The following is a 19,322-nucleotide window of genomic DNA, read 5'->3' as shown; positions in this document are numbered from 1 at the left end:
AGCATCTGCCTTACAAGCAGAGGGTCGGCGGTTCGAATCCGTCAACGCCCACTCTTTCACAAAATCAATCACAATACGATTCTCGTTTCAGAGAACTCTTTCGAGGGCGTTTAGCTCAGCTGGTTCAGAGCATCTGCCTTACAAGCAGAGGGTCGGCGGTTCGAATCCGTCAACGCCCACTTTCTAAAGCGAAAGCATGTCAGATTCGGCATGCTTTCGCTTTTTTTGTGTTTGTCCGGAAATCAAAAAGATCGGTTAAGCTTTCGGATGTTAGGAGATTATTCATAAAAAGTCGGTTTTTCTAATTATGGATTGTCTATACAATAAGAGCCTGTTTTAATTTTACTCGGGTCAGGTTTTGAGAATTTCTTCCGGGTATGTTTTTCTGTTTTTATGAGGATGATAACGGGTTATCTGACGAGTGAAAATGGGGAAAGAGACCGGGAGAAAGCACAAAAATGACCTGATAATATTTTTTTGTCGGAAAATTTAGACAGACTCTAAATATTGTTAATGATTATTCTTTGAACTAAATCTGAATTATACATGAGAAGAGTTGTAATGGCGATTGGGTGTATTTTCTTGTCATCGTGTGTGTATATCAAAGCCGAAGAATGTTATGCAGAACAATCTCCTGTTGCAATCGCTTGCGATACGGTCGATTATGCTAAAGGTTTATCTGTCTGGTTCGATACTCCGAATGATCTTTCGGGGAAAGAAATTTGGACTGTGAGTAACGGGAACTCTAGCTCTAATCCTGATTCTGCGTGGGAACAGCGATCTTTTCCGATAGGGAATGGCAGTTTCGGAGGAAATATTTTGGGATCGGTTGAGACAGAACGTATAACACTGAATGAGAAATCTTTATGGAAAGGAGGACCTAATGTTCCTGGAGGTGCACAATATTATTGGGATGCCAATAAGGAGGGGTATAAAGTTCTGGATCAGATACGGCATTCTTTTATTCAGTTTTCAGAAATTAATTCCGTCGCTACGGAGTTGACTCGGAATAATTTTAATGGAAAATGCGGCTATGAACCGGATAGTGAGGAGTCTTTTCGTTTCGGGAGTTTTACTACTATGGGTGAGTTTCATATCGATACGGGAATAGCGGAGTCTGAAATATCCGATTATCGTCGGATACTCTCTCTTGATTCAGCCTTGGTGGTCGTACAGTTCAATGCAGGAGGAGCTTGTTTTTACCGTAAGTTTTTCAGCTCATATCCTGACAGTGTAATGATATATCGATTTGAATGTACAAGACCGGGGCGACAAAATCTGACTTTCCGGTATGTGGCGAATCCTCAGGCTACCGGATCGGTTGAAGCAGACGGAACTACCGGTATTATTTATAAAGGTCGTCTTGACGGTAACGGTATGCAGTTTGTCATACGGGTAAGAGCGGTAGCGGAAAGTGGTATGGTGACAGTGGAAAATGGTGCGATTAAGGTAATCGGGGCTGATAATGTAACATTCTATGTGGCGGGAGATACCGATTATAAAATGAATTATAACCCGGATTTCAACGATGACCGAGCTTATGTAGGAGTCGATCCCGTTATGACGACACAGAATAATCTTGATTTTGCATTGGCAAAAGGGTATGATGCGGTTTATAATGCCCATCGGGCAGATTACTCCGCTCTTTTTGATCGAGTGAAGATAGACTTGAATGAGGGTAAACATGTTTCAGATATTCCTACCGACATGCGGCTGTCGAATTATCGGAATGGTGTTTTGGATCATTATTTGGAAGAACTTTATTTTCAATTTGGTCGTTATTTGCTTATCGCATCTTCTCGTGTGGGTAATCTCCCGGCAAATCTACAAGGACTTTGGCATAATAATATAGAAGGTCCTTGGCGGGTAGATTATCATAATAATATTAATTTGCAGATGAACTATTGGCCGGCTTGTCCGGCTAATTTGAGCGAATGTCAAGAGCCGTTGATCGAGTATATTCGTACATTGGTAAAACCGGGAGAACGTACGGCAAAAGCTTATTATGGCCCGGATACTCGAGGCTGGACTACATCTGTTTCATCGAATATATTCGGGTTCACTTCTCCATTGAGCAGTCGGGACATGTCATGGAATTTCAGCTTTGTAGCTGGGCCTTGGCTGGCGACTCATGTATGGGAGTATTATGATTATACTCGGGATGAGAATTTTTTGCGAATTACGGGGTATGAGCTGATTAAAGGCAGTGCAGAATTTGCAGTGGACCATTTATGGCATAAACCTGACGGGAGTTATGTTGCAGCGCCATCAACGTCTCCTGAACATGGACCTGTCGATCAGGGTGCTACTTTTGCTCATGCTGTTGTGAGAGAGATTCTTTTGGATGCTATCGAGGCGAGTAAGATTCTTGATGTCGATGCTTCGGAGAGAAAAGAGTGGCAAGAGGTTCTTGACAAACTGATGCCTTATAAGATCGGTCGTTACGGACAACTGATGGAGTGGTCTGCAGATATAGATGACCCTAAGGATAAGCACCGTCATGTAAATCATCTGTTCGGGCTGCATCCGGGACACACTATTTCTCCGATTACGACTCCGGAGCTTTCTGCAGCATCGAGAATCGTATTGGAAAAACGAGGTGACGGTGCTACTGGCTGGAGTATGGGATGGAAGTTAAATCAATGGGCTCGTCTGCATGACGGTAACCATGCATATCTTTTATTTCAGAATCTTTTGAAAAACGGTACGGCCGATAATTTGTGGGATATGCATCCGCCTTTTCAGATCGATGGCAATTTCGGAGGTACTGCCGGAATAATAGAGATGTTGATACAGAGTCACATGGGATTTATTCATTTGTTGCCGGCACTTCCGGATAAATGGGCTTTTGGGGGTGTCAGAGGGTTATGTGCAAGAGGAAATTTTGAAGTTGATATTAATTGGGAAAGAGGAGAGCTTGTTAAGGCTGTTATTCGGTCAGGATCAGGGGGAATATGTAGCATTCGTTATAAAGATTCTACGGTGAATTTCGATACAAAAGCAGGTAAAAGTTATTCTTTAATTTATGATAATTCGTTATTCCGAATTTTGGAAAATTAGAAGTAAAAAACATTTCTGTAATTTCTCTTTTAAATTGGTTTATAGGTAGTTATTTCTATCCTGTTATAAAGATGTTTAAGTTTTTTTGGTAATAATTTTTTGACTTTGTCATTGTATTGTAATATCTATTTTGTCTTTTTGCATTATTTTAGTATGATGTAATAAAAGACCGAAAATATGAGATACATAGAAAAAGAGCTGGAAAATTTGAAAGATGAAGTCCTTGAAATGTGGACTTTGGTTTATTCGCAGTTGAATCGGGCAGGAGAGGCATTGTTATCTTTAGATAAAGACCTTGCACGAGAGGTGATTTATCGGGAAAAAAGAGTGAATGCTTTTGAGTTGAAAATAGATAGCGATTGCGAGGATATTATCGGTTTGTATACTCCTGTTGCTGTGGATTTACGGTTTGTGTTGGCGATGCTTAAAATCAATACTAATCTGGAACGTATTGCGGATTTTTGTGAAGGAATGTCCCGGTTTGTTATCGATTATCCGCAGATCAGCGTAGATGCAGAATTATTGGATAAGACTAATTTGCGTGAGATGCTGGATACGATTAAGAAAATGATGGAAAAAGGGAAAGAAGCTCTTACGGAGGAGTCTTCTTCTATCGCTGTAGGTATTTTCGATATGGATAACAGGGTCGATGAAATTAATCGCCAAGCTACTCATATTGTTGCTCGCTATATACAAGATCGGCCTGATCGGGCAGATGAATGTCTTCATCTGATCGGAATTATTCGGAAAATGGAGCGTATAGGCGATCATTGTAATAACATGGCGGAAGAGATAATTTTTTATCTGGATGCTAAAGTTTTAAAGCATTCGACTAAGAAATAGGATATACGTTTGATATAGAAATACGGATGATCATTCAAAAGATTGGTCACCCGTATTTTTTATATTTTATCTTTTATTTATAGGAGTATTCCAGTTTATTTTCAGAGAACAATACATGATGATTGCCAGTATAATGAATAGTCCGATGCTTCCGACCAATAATGCATATATTTCCATTTGGATGAGGATGAATATATAAGTATATAATAATAGCAACATTCCTCCTATTGTTATTGCTGTTTTTTTGATTTTTAATATCCCGCTTAGGTAGAATGTGAGCAACCCGATTGTCATTGTTGTCGCTATTACATAGGAAAGAGTAAAATTAAGATGTTCGGAGATAGATACCAAAAGAGTGTAAAACAGGCATAATGCCAGTCCGATTAACAGGTATTGGAAGGGATTGATATTCTTTTTGTGTAAAACTTCAACAAAAAAGCAGATTACGAAAGTAAGGATAATGATTAGAAATGCATATTTTATAGAACGGATCGATTTTTGATATTGATCGACGGGCAAGAGAAGATTTACTCCGAAAGTCGAATCATTTAAGTCTATACTCCAATTTTCTCCGGTGAAAACTTGCGGATAGTTACGGTTCAGATTCAGTATCTTCCAAGTTGCTGAAAAACCGTTTTCGGCAACTTCTCTGTTTTCAGGAAGAAATGCTCCGGTAAAACTGGGTGTCGAGCAGTTTGATTTCAGGGAGACGAGCGTTGTTTTTCCTAATGGGGTGAACATTGCCGATTCAGAACCTTTTATCCGTAGGTTTATGCCGAACGGTATTTCTTCTTCCATGTTTGATAATGATATGGGACAAGATACTCCTGAAAGGATAAGAGGATTATTTACTCCGGGATTGAAAGATAAAATTTCGTCTTTCCACTTTCCTTCTACTTGTTCGGTAATTCCGTGCAAGTCTGAGATTCCTATCGTCAGTTTGGCTTCATTTAAAAGAAGTTGCTGACCGGTGATGTTTTTTTGTTGTAAATCCGTAAAATCGAATGAGCCTGAGAGTTTGATAGACGAGCGATAAACAACGATGTCATATAATCCCCGTTTGAGATTTTCTGTCTCTATATTTCCTGAAATTTGCAGTTTTTCAGGAAGGATATATAAATACCGGATGTCTGTTTGTCGCATTTTATTTTCCTGTTCGATGTATTCTTTGTAGGGTATTACCAATATCGGACCGGTGATATTTTGGGGTTTACTCCATTTTTGCTGTACTTCTGCGGATGCTTCATTTGCAGTTTTATTTCTTTCCATGATCATATTTTGTACCATTGTAATCGGTATGATCAAGACAATAATCAATAGGGCGATTAGAATAATCTTGATTGTCAGCGCATTGTTTTTGTTGTTTCCTTTTTTTGCTTCTTCTTGAATCGGAGTTAATTCGGTCTGTTCCATAATCGAATATTTTAGTTGATAATTAAAAGTACTTTGAATTTCAAAGTATATGAATAAAAAAATTATAGGTTTTGACTTTTTAGAAAATTTTCTAGAGCCCGAATGTGGGAGATAAAAGCTTCCCGTCCTTCGGTAGTAATGGAAAATCGGGTATTGGGTTTGCGCCCTATGAATTGTTTATTGCTTTTTATGTAGCCGAGTTCTTCTAAATTTCGGGTATGACTAGCCAAATTACCATCAGTTAGATCAAGTAAATTTTTGATGGTGGTAAAATCGGTAGAGTCATTTACCATTAAAATAGACATAATCCCTAATCGGACTTTGCTTTCAAAGGCTTTATTGATATGTTCGAGATTAGGCTTCATTATTTTTTCGGTCATATTTCAGGTAGAAAAAGATTCCATAGATGATATGAAATAGTCCGAATCCAACGGTCCAGAAAAGCAATCCGTATCCGGGAACAAAGCTGTCGATCAAACCTAATGTTAATTCTGCGTATCCCAGATAACGGGTATTTGAATAGGTATATTTCGAACCATTGATTAAAGCTATACCATAAAATATTAACATGATGGAAGAAGTGAGACCGTAATGTTGCTGTAACAGTAAAGAAGTACAAAGAATTCCTCCTGCTAATAACGGGACGAAAAAGTTGATTAACAAACGAATGGATATTTGGTCTAACCGTAGCTTGTGGCCATTCTTTTTGGCTTTTATCCAAGAGAAATAAAATGCAGTTATCAATGATATCGACAATAGTATCAATGCCAGAATAACAATGATTTGTAATCGATATGGCGTATTGATGTTTAGGGTCATGATTTTACTCGTCGAGTCGAGTATATAGTAGGCGATATAAGCTCCGATAAAGGCATATATACCGACAAATATCGCAGAAGAACCGCTTAATGAGAGAAATTTGGAAGACTTCTCCATCAGTTCTTTTATTTCGCTTAATGTGCTTATTACTTCTTTATTTTCCATTTTTATTTTTGATAATAAAGTACTTTGTTTTGCAAAGTTGAATAAAAAAATTGTAAAAACAAATTTTTACGTATTTTTTTATCTGAGAAAAGAACCGGAGAAGTTTGTATCGTATGGAATCTTTTTGTTATTCTGCAAAATAAAAAGACTGTCCGGAATTCCGGAACAGTCTTTACTTGTCATTGCAAAAAGAGCCAGATCATTTTTCTGTTTTGCTGTTAGCCGATAAAGTTCATATATCGGTTACAGTGTTTTTGAAGCGAAAGTTTAGTAGCCTGATTATGAAAGTTAATTACTATCAAGCAAAAACGAGATGATACGAGTCTCTTTTGTTCACAAAATCATGTTATTCCGACGGATATAACGATCAAGTTATAAAGATATGAAAAAAGATGCAAGAATAACAACAACTTTCTGTATTTTGATGTTCTGGTGCAACTTTTTGTTAATTTTTACAACTTGTATCGATACATTTGAGAGACGATTTGCTGGTATTGGTTTTCTAATTGTAAATAATTCTGCATACTCTCATACACTTGATTTGCTTCGATGAAATATTCTATCATCGAGAGTTGACCGTTTTCAAGGGCTTTGTTAAGTAAAGAGAGTGTTTTTTGTGATTGTAACAGTTTGTTGTATTCTTGCATAGAAATTTTTAAGTTGACCGCCTGATCATAGAGCTGTCGTAAAGTTGAAAGACTTTGTAAGCGGGTATTTTCTATTTGCATTTGAGTATATCCGCTTAAGGCTTTAGCCTGTTTTATTTTGTTCCGGTTCTCAAATAGCGGAATAGAAATACCGAATGATATGCCGTTATACTTATCTGTAGGTTCCATTTCCCGGATATAACCGATCTCGAATTTGGGGAACCATAGGGATTTGCTTAGTGAAATATTTTTTCGAGCTACTTTCAGTTCGTTTTCGAGTGAACGTAGTTCCGGGTCGGAGGCTATGGCTTCTTGACTGTAGATTTCAAAACTTTCCGGGAAATCCACAGGAGAATAATCGGTCAGATTTTCTTCGATCGGTAAATTCCCATTTAAAGCTTGTAATTCTTTAAGTTTGTTATTTTTATCGGTTTCGATCAACCGCATTTGTGTTTTTATATTATAAAGCTCTAATTCTATTTTGTTGGTTTCAAGTATGTTCGCATCTCCGTTCGATAACCGTTTCTGATATAGAGAAGAGAGTTTTTGTACATTTTTAAGCCGCAGGTCCAGCAATTTTTGTTGTTGGAAAAGAGAGATTAGATCCAGACAAATTGTTTTTGCATTAAGCAGTACTTGTTGACGGATGATTTGTTTTTGTTGATCATATAAATTTGATTTTAGATCATACAGTTGGTTTTTATAAACGTATACCGATGGAAAATCAAAGCTTTGAGATACGGATAATTCGCCGGTTTTTCCGATCGATGCCGGTTTTCCCCATTTCCGTTCGTACGATACATTCGGGTCGGGCAGGGTATTTTCTGTTGCTGCTTCCAGTTTTTTAGAAAGGGTTAATTGTTCACTGGCTTGTAATTCTTTATTGTTTTTTTCGATAGCCCTGAGTATCGATTCGATACTGTTCTGTGCCGTTAAATTTCCGGCACAGAACAACATAAAGGCAATTATATGGAATTTCATAAGTCGCTTTTTTTATGGTTCATAATCTGATAAACAATGGGAACGATAAATGCGTTCAATAAGGTGGAACTTAATAATCCGCCTAAAATTACCTTTGCCATCGGGCTTTGTATTTCATTTCCCGGTAGATCTCCACCTATTGCTAACGGAATGAGAGCAAGAGCAGAAGATAAGGCTGTCATTAAGATCGGATTGAGACGGTCTAATGATCCGTGTATAATGGTATCTCTCAGATTATAACCTTCGCTTTGGAGATGGTTATAGTGCGATACCAGCAGCATTCCGTTGCGAGTAGCAATACCGAATAGCGAGATGAATCCGATAATTGCAGGAATGCTTATTTCTCCGGATGTGAGTTTCAGCATGATTACTCCGCCAATTAGTGCTAAAGGGAGATTTAGTAAAATAATACCCGATTGTTTTGCATTTCTGAATTCGTGATAGAGTAATAGAAATATTACCAGTATCGAAATCATTGAGGTTAGTAATAACGTTCGGGATGCAGCCTGTTCGCTTTCGAACTGACCACCGTACTCTATATGATAGTCTTCGGGTAGTTTTATTGTTGAGTTTATTTTTTCTTGTATATCTTTTACGACCCCGTGCAAATCCCGGTCGGCTACATTTGCTGAAATTACGATCTTTCGTTTGACATTTTCCCGATTTATCGTATTCGGACCGGATGATGAAGTGATGTCCGCTACATAAGACAACGGAATTTTTGTCCCATTTGCATCGATCATCAGGTTTGCTATTTTTTCGGTTTTATCTCGTTCATCATCCCGGACTTTTACCGTAAGGTCGAATGAACGGCCGTTTTCATATACTTGAGATACAACTTCCCCTGCTAATGCGATATCGATAAATTCGGCAAATTCGGGCAATGTGATGCCGTATTTGGCAAGCATGTTGCGTTTTGGATTGATTTTGAGCTGTGGACGTTCGATTTGTTGTTCTACGTTCAGGTCAACGATTCCTTCGACATCCTTTATCGCAGCTTTTATTTGGTTTCCCAAAGAAAACATTTTGTTCAGATCATCACCGAATAGTTTGATTGCAATTTTTGCTTGTGTTCCGGATAACATGGCATCGATACGGTGAGATATCGGTTGCCCTATTTCTATATTTACTCCGGGTAAACTACCCAATTTCTCTCGGATGTCGGCAATCATTTCTTCATGAGAACGTTCTCCGTGTTCATAAGGAGCTTCTATTTCAGAGACATTTACCCCTAAGGCATGTTCGTCCAGCTCTGCACGTCCGGTTTTTCGGGCTACAGTTTTGATTTCGGGGACAGAAAGCAGCAATTGTTCTGCTCTTTGTCCGATTCGATCCGATTCTTCCAAAGAAATTCCCGGTAACGTACTGATATTTATGGTAAACGAGCCTTCATTGAACGGAGGCAGAAAGCTTCGTCCTAAAGTGAAAAATAGTGCCAGAGAAACGATGAATAATCCGATAGTCGATCCTAAAACCGCTTTTTTGTGGTGTAAAGTCCACACTAATGCACGTTCATATACCCGTTTCAGATTTCGAGCGACCCACGGTTCTCGGGAGAGTTTTTTATCATTTTTCTTGTTGGTCAGCAGGTAGCTGCAGAGTACCGGAGTCAAGGTGAGGGCTACTACCGTAGAGGCGAACAGGGCAATAATAAATGAAATGCCGAGAGGCATTAACATACGCCCCTCCATTCCGCTTAAAAAGAACAAGGGAACAAAGCTGACGATAATGATGAGTGTTGAGTTGAGTATCGGCATGCGTACTTCTTTAGATGCTTCGAAAATCACATCTATCGGACGCTTGCGTTCGCTTTCCGGTAGCAGGCGGTTTTCTCGTAATCGTTTATATACATTTTCTACATCGACTATCGCATCATCGACCAGAGAGCCGATTGCGATTGCCATACCACCCAGACTCATCGTATTGATGGTGAGCCCCATAAAATGAAGGGTCAATATCGATACTAATAGAGAAAGGGGTAAAGCGACTAACGATATAACGGTAGTTCTTAAATTCATCAAGAAGAAGAACAGGACGATTATAACGAAAATAGAGCCTTCGAAAAGCGATTTCTGTATATTATCGATCGAATTGTCGATGAAACGGGATTGCCGGAATACATCGGTAGAGATGTGAATGTCTGAAGGCAGATTTTTTTGCAATTCCGCAACGGACTGATCCAGTTTTTCAGTTAGCTCGAGCGTACTGGTATTCGGTTGTTTGGTAACCGTGACCAATACGGCAGGTTTACCTTTCTCCGAAGCTGTACCGAGTTTGGGCGCTTTGTTTCCGATTCGGATGTCTGCAATGTCTTCAAGTAGAACCGGAATTCCATTTACCGTCTTTACTACTGCTTTAGACAGCTCATCTATCTGATTTGTCGAAACTACGCCTCTGACGATATATTCGTTACTGAATTCGTATAATATACCACCGTTTGCATTTTGATTCATGTTCCGGGTCGTGTTCATGACCTCGTTCAGTCCTATGCCGTAATGCTTCATGCGGGCCGGGTCGAGCAATATCTGGTATTCTTTGATTTCACCTCCGATAACCGTTACTTGGGCGACACCACCAGTGGAGAGAAGTCTCGGTCTGATTACCCAGTCGGCCAGAGTCCGCAGATCTTGTAAAGATGTAGAGTCGGATGTGATGCCGAGTATCATGACTTCTCCCAATATAGAGGATTGAGGTCCGAGAGTGGGAGTTCCTACGTTCGCCGGTAAACTTTCACTCATTACTGCCAATTTTTCGGAAGTAATCTGGCGAGCTCGATATATGTCCGTACCCCAGTTGAATTCTACCCATACGACAGAGAACCCTGTCGTGGAGGAGGAGCGCACGCGGCGTACGTCTGTAGCCCCGTTAACAGCCGTTTCTACCGGAAATGTAACGAGGCGTTCTACTTCTTCAGGAGCCATGCCCGGAGCTTCGGTCATAATTACGACCGTAGGGGCATTCAGGTCGGGAAATACATCCACTTCCATTTTCATGGCAGTATAACTACCGATAAAAAATAAAAGTATAGCTGCAAAAAGTATTAATAACCTGTTATGCAGTGAGTAACTGATAATTTTATTTAGCATAATCTGTTCCTCCTGTTAATGGCTGTGAGAATGACCTTCGGGAATAATGCCGCTGTTTGCCGCAAGTTTTACTTGATAAGCACCTTTGGTTACGACGCGGTCTCCGGGTTTTATTCCTGAGAGGATTTGCACTTCTTCTCCATTGTTGACTCCGAGAGTAACTTCTTGTTTTTTGTAACCTTCTTTGTCGAGCTGGAGGTATACGAAATAACTTCCTTGTTCTTCGGTGAGGGCTGTTACGGGAACAGCTATTACGTTATTTATATTTCCGGATAAAAGGAACACATCGACATAAGATCCGGGGATAATATCGCCTTTGTTGTCGAATTCGAATATGACCGGAAGATAGAAAGAGCCGTTGTCGGAAGAACGTCCGTATGATTTTAATTTCCCATTGAGGTTTTCTAATGTATAGACTTTGTTATTATACGGAGTTTTAAAGTGGGCGGAGGTCAATGTCGGAAGATATTGATAGTATCGTTCTGAAACTTCGGCCTTTAACATTAACCGGCGGTTTTGTGAAATGTTTAACAGAGGTTGTCCGATTTCAACATAATCACCGTCATTAACCAGCCTACTTTTGATGAATCCCTTCATCGGAGATGCAATTGCAATGCCGTTGTTCTCCTGATGTCCGGCTGTGGCTTTCCAAGCTACACGAGCAGTTTCATAACTGCTTAATGCTTGATTGTATTCTTTTTCGGAAATGATTTTGTCTCGATAAAGGATTGCTGCGCGTTCATATTCTTTTTGAGCGGTGCGATAAGTTATTTCAGCTTTTTCCGTCGGATCTCCATCCTGTATGTTTTTAGCTGAAATAGAAAGCAATATTGTTCCTTTATCTATGGCAGATCCTTCGGTAAGGGATGCTTTTCCGAAGGAAACTATCCCTGAAGTGGTCGCTGCGACTGTCATGTCATCTCCTTGTGCAGCAAGAATTTGTCCAGATGTTTTAATGACATCCCGAAATGTTTTAGGTTGTATTTCCGATATGATTATACCTGCTGCTTGAGCTTTTTCTTCAGTAAAAATTATTTCGTCTTCGTGTTCTCGATCTGTAACGTCGGTTTCTTTTTGCTGATGTTCGTGATCTGTGTCTTTGTGGGTATTGTTATTGCACCCGGCAAAAAAATAAGCCGAGATAATAATACATATTATAATCTGTTTCATTGAAAATTCGTTTTTAATCTGATAATATTTCGTGACGAATTGTTTGTCGTCAACGTGCGGTAATAAGAATTCGGCAAATATTGAAAATTGCCACTTTGTCTATATCAGATTAAATGAGGCGGAGCTCGTAATCCCGAAGAAAGTCCTTTGTATTCGGAAATGCAAGAGTCTTTATAAGGGATAAGAAGTGTCGTATGTCCGGTTTCGTTCGGTCTGAGATCGAACGTGATGAGTGCTGCAGGAAGTGCAATAAAAATATTTGACAGGAGGTCGGGATTTCCGACAGAAGTCCGGTAGGCAGTAAAACGTGCAAGACAGTCTGTTTCACAATCGGGTCGGTGTGTAATATCCCTGTTTTGCCCGTCTTCGGGAATTTCGGATAATTGCAAACATATTCTACCGTCGATATGGTGGTGATGAGGCACAATTGTAACGAGCAACATGCAGCATGCCGCTAACCAAAGAAAAGGTAGAAGTACTTTTTTTTTCATTAAAATAGTTCCTGTGCAATTGCTCTTCGTGTACAAAGGTAGTAACAAAAGCTCGGATTAGGAAAACGGATATTCGTGTTTTTTTATTTTTAACAGGATTGTTTAATTCACTAAGGTCAAAAAAGTTCGCTCGTATTCGTATCTATATTTCTTGTGATTAAAGTAGCTTATAATTAAATGTTTATTTTGTTACGAGATGCAGAAATTCGTTATCTGAAAATTTTTTATGGTAAGAAAAACACTAATTTAAAGTTTATATTTGAAAATAATCCTATATAAGCTTGCTGACAAAAAAACCGCATAATTTTTTTCTTTGAAAATAATGTACTACATTTGACCCACAAAAGTTGCTTTAATAGCGGTATTCTTTGGAAAATTTGGAAAAATGCCATGTAAAACAATATCCTGCCTGAGGTTCCGTTGTTTTATAAATAGGTGTTGTTTCGAGGCTGCCGATATTGCAAATATGAAAAAACGGTTTTTTATTGCGGAATTTGAAGAACACGGAAAATTAAAAGCTCTTTAAATAGCGTTATAGGAACTCAAAATAATAAAGAAAATAAATTATCAAACTATTTTAATTTAACAGTCAACCACTTAGAATTTTTTTATTATGGAAACTAAAAAAACTGAAACTAAAGCTAAAGCTAAAAAGAAAACATTTCGTGGCATTGAGTCTGCATTTCTTGTGATTGTAGCATGCTTTATTATTGCTTTGTGTATTTTCCATTTCATTTTGGGAAATCCTGCAAACTTTATGGATAATGATCCTACGGGACACCCTCTGCCTGGAAATATGTTGGGTACTATCTATAAAGGAGGTGTAATTGTACCTGTTCTTCAAACTTTGTTACTTACCGTATTGGTATTAAGTGTTGAACGTGCATTTGCTCTTATGAAAGCTAAAGGTAAAGGAAGCACGACTAAATTTGTTGAAAACATTAAAGCTGCTTTGGCAGACGGTGATATTCAAAAAGCTCAAGCTATTTGCGATAAACAACAAGGTTCTGTAGCAAGTGTTGTTACTTCAGTATTGAAAAAATATGCTGAAATGGAAGCTAATGATACTTTGACTAAAGAACAAAAACTTACTTATATCCAAAAAGAAGTTGAAGAAGCTACCGCTCTTGAATTGCCGACATTGGAACAAAATCTTTCGGTTGTGGCTACAATGACAACACTGGGTACGTTGACCGGACTTCTCGGAACTGTGTTAGGTATGATCAAGGCGTTCGCCGCTTTGGCAAATGCTGGTGCTCCCGACTCAATCGCTCTGTCAACCGGTATTTCCGAAGCACTTGTAAATACTGCTTTCGGTATCGGTACTGGTGCGTTAGCCGTTATTTCATATAATTTCTTTACCAGCAAAATCGATAAGATTACCTATGCTATTGATGAAGTAGGTTTTTCTATCGTACAAACTTATGCAGCAACTCACAAATAATTAAAGACCTGTTGAGATTATGCCAAAAATAAAAGTAAAAAGGAAAAGCACGTTCATCGACATGACGGCGATGAGTGACGTGACTGTACTTTTGCTTACGTTTTTCATGTTGACTTCTACTTTCGTACAGAAAGAACCCGTACAAGTAGCGACTCCGGCATCTGTTTCGGAAATTAAGATACCCGAAACAAATATATTGCAGATTCTGGTAGATCCGAAAGGTAAAATCTTTATGAGTCTGGATAATCAGGATAATCGGGTTGATGTATTGCAAAATGTAGGCAGAGAATATGGTATTGAGTTTACTCCTGAAGAGATCAATAAATTTAAACTGATGAATTCTTTCGGAGTTCCTCTTGCCCAGATGAAGTCTTTTTTAGCACTTCCGACGGACAGGCAGGACGCTATCTTGAAAGATTACGGGATTCCCATCGACACGACGGCCAATCCTTCTAACGAGTTTAAAGCTTGGGTTAAAACAGCCAGGAATGTAAACGGAGATTTGAGAATTGCAATTAAGGCGGACAGAACGACTCCTTATTCCAGAATAAAAGAAATTATGTCTTCTTTACAGGATATTAGGGAGAATCGTTATAATCTGATTACTACGCTTAAGAGTATTCCCGCAGATAATTAATAACAGTCATAAAGGAAAAATATTATGGCAGAAGTACAACAAAAAGATAACGGGGGAGGCAAAGGTAAGCAGAAGAAGATGACGATCCGCGTGGACTTCACTCCTATGGTGGATATGAACATGCTTTTGATCACATTTTTCATGCTTTGTACATCATTGAGTAAGCCGCAGACGATGGAAATCAGTATGCCTTCCAATGATAAGTCTATTACGGAAGAAGATCAGACGAAAGTTAAAGCATCTCGTGCTATTACGTTGATTTTGGGAGGAGATGACCGAGTATTTTATTATACCGGTGAGCCTAATTATGAGGATTACACCTCGTTAAAAGAAACTACGTATGAAGCCGATGGTTTGAGAGCTATGTTGATGGGACGTAATGCAGATATCGTTGCCAAAATAAAAGCTCTGAAAGCTGAAAAGTTGGAAAAGAAATTTTCAGATGAAGAGTATAATGAACGGGCGATGAAGATCAAGGATGTAAATACTGCTCCCGTAGTAATGATAAAGGCAACAGATGATGCGACTTATGAGAATCTTGTAGATGCTCTTGATGAGATGCAGATTTGTAGCATCAGTAAGTATGCGATTGTTGATATAACCGAAGGTGATGAGTTTTTGTTGGATAACCTTGAACAGAAAGGAAAACTGACGGAAAATATCGATCGGGATCAAATTAAGAAAACTAATTAGTACTCATTTAAAAAAGAAGAAAAATGGCAAAAATAGATTTAACTTCGAAAGAATGGTGCGATTTGGTTTTTGAAGGACGTAATAAGAGCTATGGAGCATACGACTTGCGTATGACTTCTTCGAAACGACATAATGTTGCAATGCTTATTATATTGATTGTAGCAGTTGTGGGTTTTTCGCTCCCTTCTTTGATTCGTATTATGACTCCTGAAAAAGTAGAAGATTTTACGGTTACAGAAGTAACACAGTTGTCGGATCTTCCTAAGGCAGAAGTCAAGAAAAACGAAGAATTGAAGCCGATGGCTCCGACGACTCCTCCTCCTCCTTTGAAGAGCTCTATCAAATTTACGGCTCCGGTCATAAAAGATGATAGTGAGGTTTCCGATGAAGAAGATATCAAATCGCAGGATGAATTGGCTGCTAATAATAAGATCGCTATTTCTATCGCCGATGTAAAAGGTAATGATGAGATCAACGGACAGGACATTGCGGATTTCAAGGAATTCGTTCAGCCTGAAGCTCCGGTAGAGGAAGAAAAGCCGTATCAGGCTGTAGAACAGATGCCTCAGTTCCCTGGTGGTGAAGCAGCATTGCTGAAGTTTATCAATGAAAAGATCAAATATCCTATTCCTGCACAGGAAGCGGGTATTCAGGGACGTGTAGTAGTACGTTTCGTAGTTTCAAAAACCGGTGAAATCAAGGATGTGACGGTTTTGAGAAGCGTCGAATCCTCTTTGGATAAAGAAGCAGTGCGAGTTATCCAAATGATGCCTAAATGGATTCCGGGGAAACAGAACGGTAATAATGTTGCTGTTTATTTTACAGTTCCTGTAGTATTTAAACTTATGCAGTAAGATTGTTGTTATTATATTAACAATATCACCTAAAATACTCCGCACCTCTATGTCTCCAGATGTAGGGCTGCGGGTATTTTAGATTAAATACCTATAGTTATGGAAACAGAAAATGATCTTCAAAAGCCACAGAAACCCACAAAAAAAATTAATATGGGTTATATTTTCGGGATATTTATGATCTTGATTTACTTCGGAATGGCTTATCTTTTAATCTTCACACCTCTTTTTGAAAACACTTTTTCAGAAATATTTCGGTATAGTATAGGAATTGTTTTCGCAATATATGGTATCTTTAGGGCCTATAGACAAATTAGAAACCAGAGGTATAGTTAGGAGATTTTATAATGAAAATAAAAAGATCGTTTTGTTTTTCAGTTTGTGCGGTATTTATCCTTGCTGGGATTTTTGCAGCATGTAACTCCCCTAAGAAAAAAGGGATTGCCGAAACCCCTACGTCAGGACTTATTAAAATAAGTGCAGACCAAACCTTTGAGCCGATTATGGAGCAGGAGATAGATGTTTTTGAAGGACTATATCCTAAAGCTAATATAATACCGGTTTATGCCGATGAGGTGGATGTTATAACCTCTCTCTTGCAAGATAGCGTGAGATTGGCAGTTACGACGCGGAGGCTTTCTCCGAAAGAAGTAGAAACTTTGAATGCTCGGAAACTTTATCCGAAAGAAGTAAAAATCGCTACGGACGGAGTCGCCCTTATCGTAAATAAAGCAAATCCGGATACGTTGATTACTATGGACCAGCTTCGACGGATTCTTACGGGAGAGGTTACGGAATGGAGTCAGGTTTATCCTGAATCTAAATTAGGTAAATTACAGCTTGTATTCGATAATCCGAATTCGAGTACGGTGCGTTTTGCAATAGATTCTATTTGTGCAGGAAAGCCTTTGTCGAAGAATCTGAATGCTCAGGATAGTAATGAAAATGTGATTGATTATGTTTCGGAAGTTCCTAATGCTATCGGTGTAATCGGAGCTAGTTGGATCGGAAATAAAAATGATTCGACGCGTCTTTCTTTCTCAGATAAAATTACAGTGATGGGTATCAGCCGAGATGATGTGGCTTATCCGTCGAACAGTTATCAGCCTTATCAAGCTTATTTGGCAATGGGATTATATCCATTGACCAGAGATGTTTATATAATAACTACCGATCCCAAAAGCGGTTTGCCAAGTGGGTTTACTACATTTGTCGGATCGGATAAAGGTCAGCGGATTATTTTGAAGACCGGGATTGTTCCGGCGACACAAGCAATCCGTATCGTAAATGTGAGAGAAAATTTATAATAATAATATAATAGAAAACTATAGAAATTATGCGAACTAAGTCAATGTTACTTGCTTCTTTCCTTTTTGTTGGAGGGGTGGTGAGTTCTGCTTTTGCAGAATCGTACACGGATGGTATCGAATATTTTAAATCAGGACAACCCGATCGGGCGAAGATAATCTTGGATAAAACATTGAATGACCCATCTACTAAAAAGGCCGAGGCATATTTTTATTTAGGGGAGATTTATTCGGGAATGAATAAACCAGATTCTGCCGGTATGTATTATGAAATGGGTTTGCAGGCAGATCCTCTTTATCCTTATAATTCGATCGGTAAAGGGAAATTGATGTTGAAAAACAATAAAAAAGAGGCTGAAGCTCTTTTCAAGGCGGCAATTAAATCGGACAAAAAAAATCCGGAGATTTATCTTGCCGTTTCAAAAGCATATTATGAAAATGTAATGCCTGAATATCAGAAATATTTAGATAAGGCTTTGGATGCTGATAAAGAGTATGCTCCTATTTATGTATTCGAAGGAGATATTTTAGTCAAAGATGGGAAATATGGTGAAGCGTGCGGTTTTTATGAAATGGCACAAAACTTCGATGAAAACTGTCTGGAAGCTTATGTGAAATATTCGAATATTTATTTCCCTATTAATGCGAGTCTTGCTATTGCCAAATTGGAGGATCTGTTAAAACTGAAACCTAATTCTGCTATTGCACAACGCGAATTGGCCGAAGCATATTTTAAGGATAGCAAATATAATCAAGCAGTAGAAGCTTATGCACGTTATATGGCTAATCCCAATCATTTTGAAAGCGATCAGTCGCGTTATGCAGCACTGCTTTTCTTTGATAAGAAATATCAAGAATCTCTGGATCTTGTAGATAAAATGATTGTAAAAAATCCGAATGATTTTATCTTGAAACGTTTGGCGATGTATGATAATTATGAGTTGAAGAATTATGATAAGGCTCTTACTGCAGCGGAGACATTTATGAATACTCCGGGAAATCCTCAATTCAATACACAAGATTATATTATTTATGCGAATATATTGATTGAAAACAAATTGGCGGATAAAGCCGTACCGGTATTGGAAAAAGCGATTTCTCTTGATCAAGAAAAGGTCGAACTTTATAAGGAATTGAGCGAAGCTTATCGTGCTGCCGGAGATATGCTAAAAAGTGCTGATGCATATAATGAATATATGAAACGTAATCAGGATGTGAGCCTGACAGATTATTTCTTCTTAGGTACGATTTATTATCGTGCCGCTTCTGCCGAAGCACCGGCTGCCGAAGCAACTCCAGAGGAAAAGGCTGCAAAACTTGCTATTCAAAAACCGATATATCAAAAGGCCGATAGCTTGTTTGCTATTGTAATAGAGAGAGCTCCTGAAGATTATCGTGGATATTTATGGAGAGCCCGTACAAATTCCGGTCTTGATCCCGAAACGACAGAAGGATTGGCAAAGCCATATTACGAAGCTCTATTGACTGTTCTTGAAAAGGCTCAGAATCCGAATAAGGCTGCGTTACTGGAGGCTTATAAATATATCGGTTTCTATAATTATCAAAAAGAGTATGCTGCAGGAAAGAATGTTTATCCTGAAACCCGCAAATGGTGGAGTAAGATGTTGACTGTCGATCCTAATAATGAGATCAAAGCTCTTTTGGATCAGCTACCTCAATAAAGAATCATTTTCTTTCGGAGTAGTTCCGAT

15 protein-coding genes and 1 tRNA gene are annotated in these 19,322 nt (G+C 38.7%); 9 read left to right on the top strand and 7 right to left on the bottom strand.

The annotated features are described in order from the left end of the window. Nucleotides 1–104 precede the first annotated feature (104 nt). The 3 genes from Q0093_RS13440 (at nucleotide 105) to phoU (ending at nucleotide 3,903) form a co-directional block, all read left to right on the top strand. A tRNA-Val gene (locus Q0093_RS13440) sits at nucleotides 105–179 on the top strand. A 367-nt stretch (nucleotides 180–546) separates the two neighbouring features. Further along, nucleotides 547–3,060: a glycoside hydrolase N-terminal domain-containing protein gene (locus tag Q0093_RS13435; RefSeq protein WP_297931422.1), complete on the top strand. Its 2,514-nt coding sequence runs from the start codon at nucleotides 547–549 to the stop codon at nucleotides 3,058–3,060. Nucleotides 3,061–3,237: 177 nt separating this feature from the next. After that, nucleotides 3,238–3,903 (top strand): phosphate signaling complex protein PhoU, encoded by a 666-nt coding sequence (gene phoU, locus Q0093_RS13430; protein WP_294177236.1) that lies wholly within the window; start codon nucleotides 3,238–3,240, stop codon nucleotides 3,901–3,903. Between the two features lie 66 nt (nucleotides 3,904–3,969). Here the strand turns inward: phoU and creD are convergent, their stop codons facing one another. The 7 genes from creD to Q0093_RS13395 form a co-directional block, all read right to left on the bottom strand. Beyond that, the gene (gene creD, locus Q0093_RS13425) at nucleotides 3,970–5,316 is read right to left on the bottom strand and encodes a cell envelope integrity protein CreD (RefSeq protein ID WP_297931417.1); all 1,347 of its coding nucleotides are present in this window, start codon (nucleotides 5,314–5,316) and stop codon (nucleotides 3,970–3,972) included. A gap of 62 nt (nucleotides 5,317–5,378) precedes the next feature. After that, nucleotides 5,379–5,681, bottom strand: a complete 303-nt coding sequence (locus Q0093_RS13420) for a transcriptional regulator (protein WP_294177233.1) — start codon at nucleotides 5,679–5,681, stop codon at nucleotides 5,379–5,381. Then, the gene (locus tag Q0093_RS13415) at nucleotides 5,671–6,300 is read right to left on the bottom strand and encodes a hypothetical protein (protein ID WP_294177231.1); all 630 of its coding nucleotides are present in this window, start codon (nucleotides 6,298–6,300) and stop codon (nucleotides 5,671–5,673) included. Before Q0093_RS13415 ends, Q0093_RS13420 begins: the two co-directional genes overlap by 11 nt. A gap of 452 nt (nucleotides 6,301–6,752) precedes the next feature. Continuing rightward, entirely contained in the window at nucleotides 6,753–7,928 is a 1,176-nt protein-coding gene (locus Q0093_RS13410; protein WP_297931412.1) for a TolC family protein, read from the bottom strand. Beyond that, nucleotides 7,925–11,014 (bottom strand): efflux RND transporter permease subunit, encoded by a 3,090-nt coding sequence (locus Q0093_RS13405; RefSeq protein ID WP_297931409.1) that lies wholly within the window; start codon nucleotides 11,012–11,014, stop codon nucleotides 7,925–7,927. Before Q0093_RS13405 ends, Q0093_RS13410 begins: the two co-directional genes overlap by 4 nt. A 15-nt stretch (nucleotides 11,015–11,029) precedes the next feature. Continuing rightward, on the bottom strand, nucleotides 11,030–12,184 hold the full coding sequence (locus Q0093_RS13400) for an efflux RND transporter periplasmic adaptor subunit (RefSeq protein ID WP_297931406.1): 1,155 nt from the start codon (nucleotides 12,182–12,184) through the stop codon (nucleotides 11,030–11,032). A 104-nt stretch (nucleotides 12,185–12,288) separates the two neighbouring features. After that, complete coding sequence (locus tag Q0093_RS13395; protein ID WP_294177224.1) at nucleotides 12,289–12,675, bottom strand: DUF6769 family protein; 387 nt, start codon at nucleotides 12,673–12,675, stop codon at nucleotides 12,289–12,291. 613 nt (nucleotides 12,676–13,288) lie between these two features. Here Q0093_RS13395 and Q0093_RS13390 point away from each other — a divergent pair. From Q0093_RS13390 to Q0093_RS13365, 6 genes are all read left to right on the top strand, one after another. After that, nucleotides 13,289–14,119 (top strand): MotA/TolQ/ExbB proton channel family protein, encoded by an 831-nt coding sequence (locus tag Q0093_RS13390; protein WP_022390510.1) that lies wholly within the window; start codon nucleotides 13,289–13,291, stop codon nucleotides 14,117–14,119. Between the two features lie 19 nt (nucleotides 14,120–14,138). Further along, complete coding sequence (locus tag Q0093_RS13385) at nucleotides 14,139–14,756, top strand: biopolymer transporter ExbD (RefSeq protein ID WP_009319147.1); 618 nt, start codon at nucleotides 14,139–14,141, stop codon at nucleotides 14,754–14,756. 24 nt (nucleotides 14,757–14,780) lie between these two features. Next, on the top strand, nucleotides 14,781–15,449 hold the full coding sequence (locus Q0093_RS13380) for a biopolymer transporter ExbD (RefSeq protein WP_022390511.1): 669 nt from the start codon (nucleotides 14,781–14,783) through the stop codon (nucleotides 15,447–15,449). Between the two features lie 23 nt (nucleotides 15,450–15,472). Beyond that, nucleotides 15,473–16,303: an energy transducer TonB gene (locus Q0093_RS13375; RefSeq protein WP_294177217.1), complete on the top strand. Its 831-nt coding sequence runs from the start codon at nucleotides 15,473–15,475 to the stop codon at nucleotides 16,301–16,303. A 347-nt stretch (nucleotides 16,304–16,650) separates the two neighbouring features. Continuing rightward, nucleotides 16,651–17,610, top strand: coding sequence for a PstS family phosphate ABC transporter substrate-binding protein (locus Q0093_RS13370; RefSeq protein ID WP_297931401.1), 960 nt, complete (start codon nucleotides 16,651–16,653; stop codon nucleotides 17,608–17,610). 29 nt (nucleotides 17,611–17,639) lie between these two features. Further along, nucleotides 17,640–19,292 (top strand): tetratricopeptide repeat protein, encoded by a 1,653-nt coding sequence (locus Q0093_RS13365; RefSeq protein WP_294177215.1) that lies wholly within the window; start codon nucleotides 17,640–17,642, stop codon nucleotides 19,290–19,292. Nucleotides 19,293–19,322 lie beyond the last annotated feature (30 nt).

Source organism: uncultured Coprobacter sp., from assembly GCF_947855755.1.
Taxonomy (GTDB): domain Bacteria; phylum Bacteroidota; class Bacteroidia; order Bacteroidales; family Coprobacteraceae; genus Coprobacter.
Note: the sequence above shows the minus strand (reverse complement) of the source record. Positions and strands in the feature narration are given on the sequence as shown.

Coding starts and splice junctions, on each gene's coding strand:
- Q0093_RS13435 (WP_297931422.1), top strand. CDS start 547: ATGAGAAGAGTTGTAATGGCGATTGGGTGTATTTTCTTGTCATCGTGT.
- phoU (WP_294177236.1), top strand. CDS start 3,238: ATGAGATACATAGAAAAAGAGCTGGAAAATTTGAAAGATGAAGTCCTT.
- creD (WP_297931417.1), bottom strand. CDS start 5,316: ATGGAACAGACCGAATTAACTCCGATTCAAGAAGAAGCAAAAAAAGGA.
- Q0093_RS13420 (WP_294177233.1), bottom strand. CDS start 5,681: ATGAAGCCTAATCTCGAACATATCAATAAAGCCTTTGAAAGCAAAGTC.
- Q0093_RS13415 (WP_294177231.1), bottom strand. CDS start 6,300: ATGGAAAATAAAGAAGTAATAAGCACATTAAGCGAAATAAAAGAACTG.
- Q0093_RS13410 (WP_297931412.1), bottom strand. CDS start 7,928: ATGAAATTCCATATAATTGCCTTTATGTTGTTCTGTGCCGGAAATTTA.
- Q0093_RS13405 (WP_297931409.1), bottom strand. CDS start 11,014: ATGCTAAATAAAATTATCAGTTACTCACTGCATAACAGGTTATTAATA.
- Q0093_RS13400 (WP_297931406.1), bottom strand. CDS start 12,184: ATGAAACAGATTATAATATGTATTATTATCTCGGCTTATTTTTTTGCC.
- Q0093_RS13395 (WP_294177224.1), bottom strand. CDS start 12,675: ATGAAAAAAAAAGTACTTCTACCTTTTCTTTGGTTAGCGGCATGCTGC.
- Q0093_RS13390 (WP_022390510.1), top strand. CDS start 13,289: ATGGAAACTAAAAAAACTGAAACTAAAGCTAAAGCTAAAAAGAAAACA.
- Q0093_RS13385 (WP_009319147.1), top strand. CDS start 14,139: ATGCCAAAAATAAAAGTAAAAAGGAAAAGCACGTTCATCGACATGACG.
- Q0093_RS13380 (WP_022390511.1), top strand. CDS start 14,781: ATGGCAGAAGTACAACAAAAAGATAACGGGGGAGGCAAAGGTAAGCAG.
- Q0093_RS13375 (WP_294177217.1), top strand. CDS start 15,473: ATGGCAAAAATAGATTTAACTTCGAAAGAATGGTGCGATTTGGTTTTT.
- Q0093_RS13370 (WP_297931401.1), top strand. CDS start 16,651: ATGAAAATAAAAAGATCGTTTTGTTTTTCAGTTTGTGCGGTATTTATC.
- Q0093_RS13365 (WP_294177215.1), top strand. CDS start 17,640: ATGCGAACTAAGTCAATGTTACTTGCTTCTTTCCTTTTTGTTGGAGGG.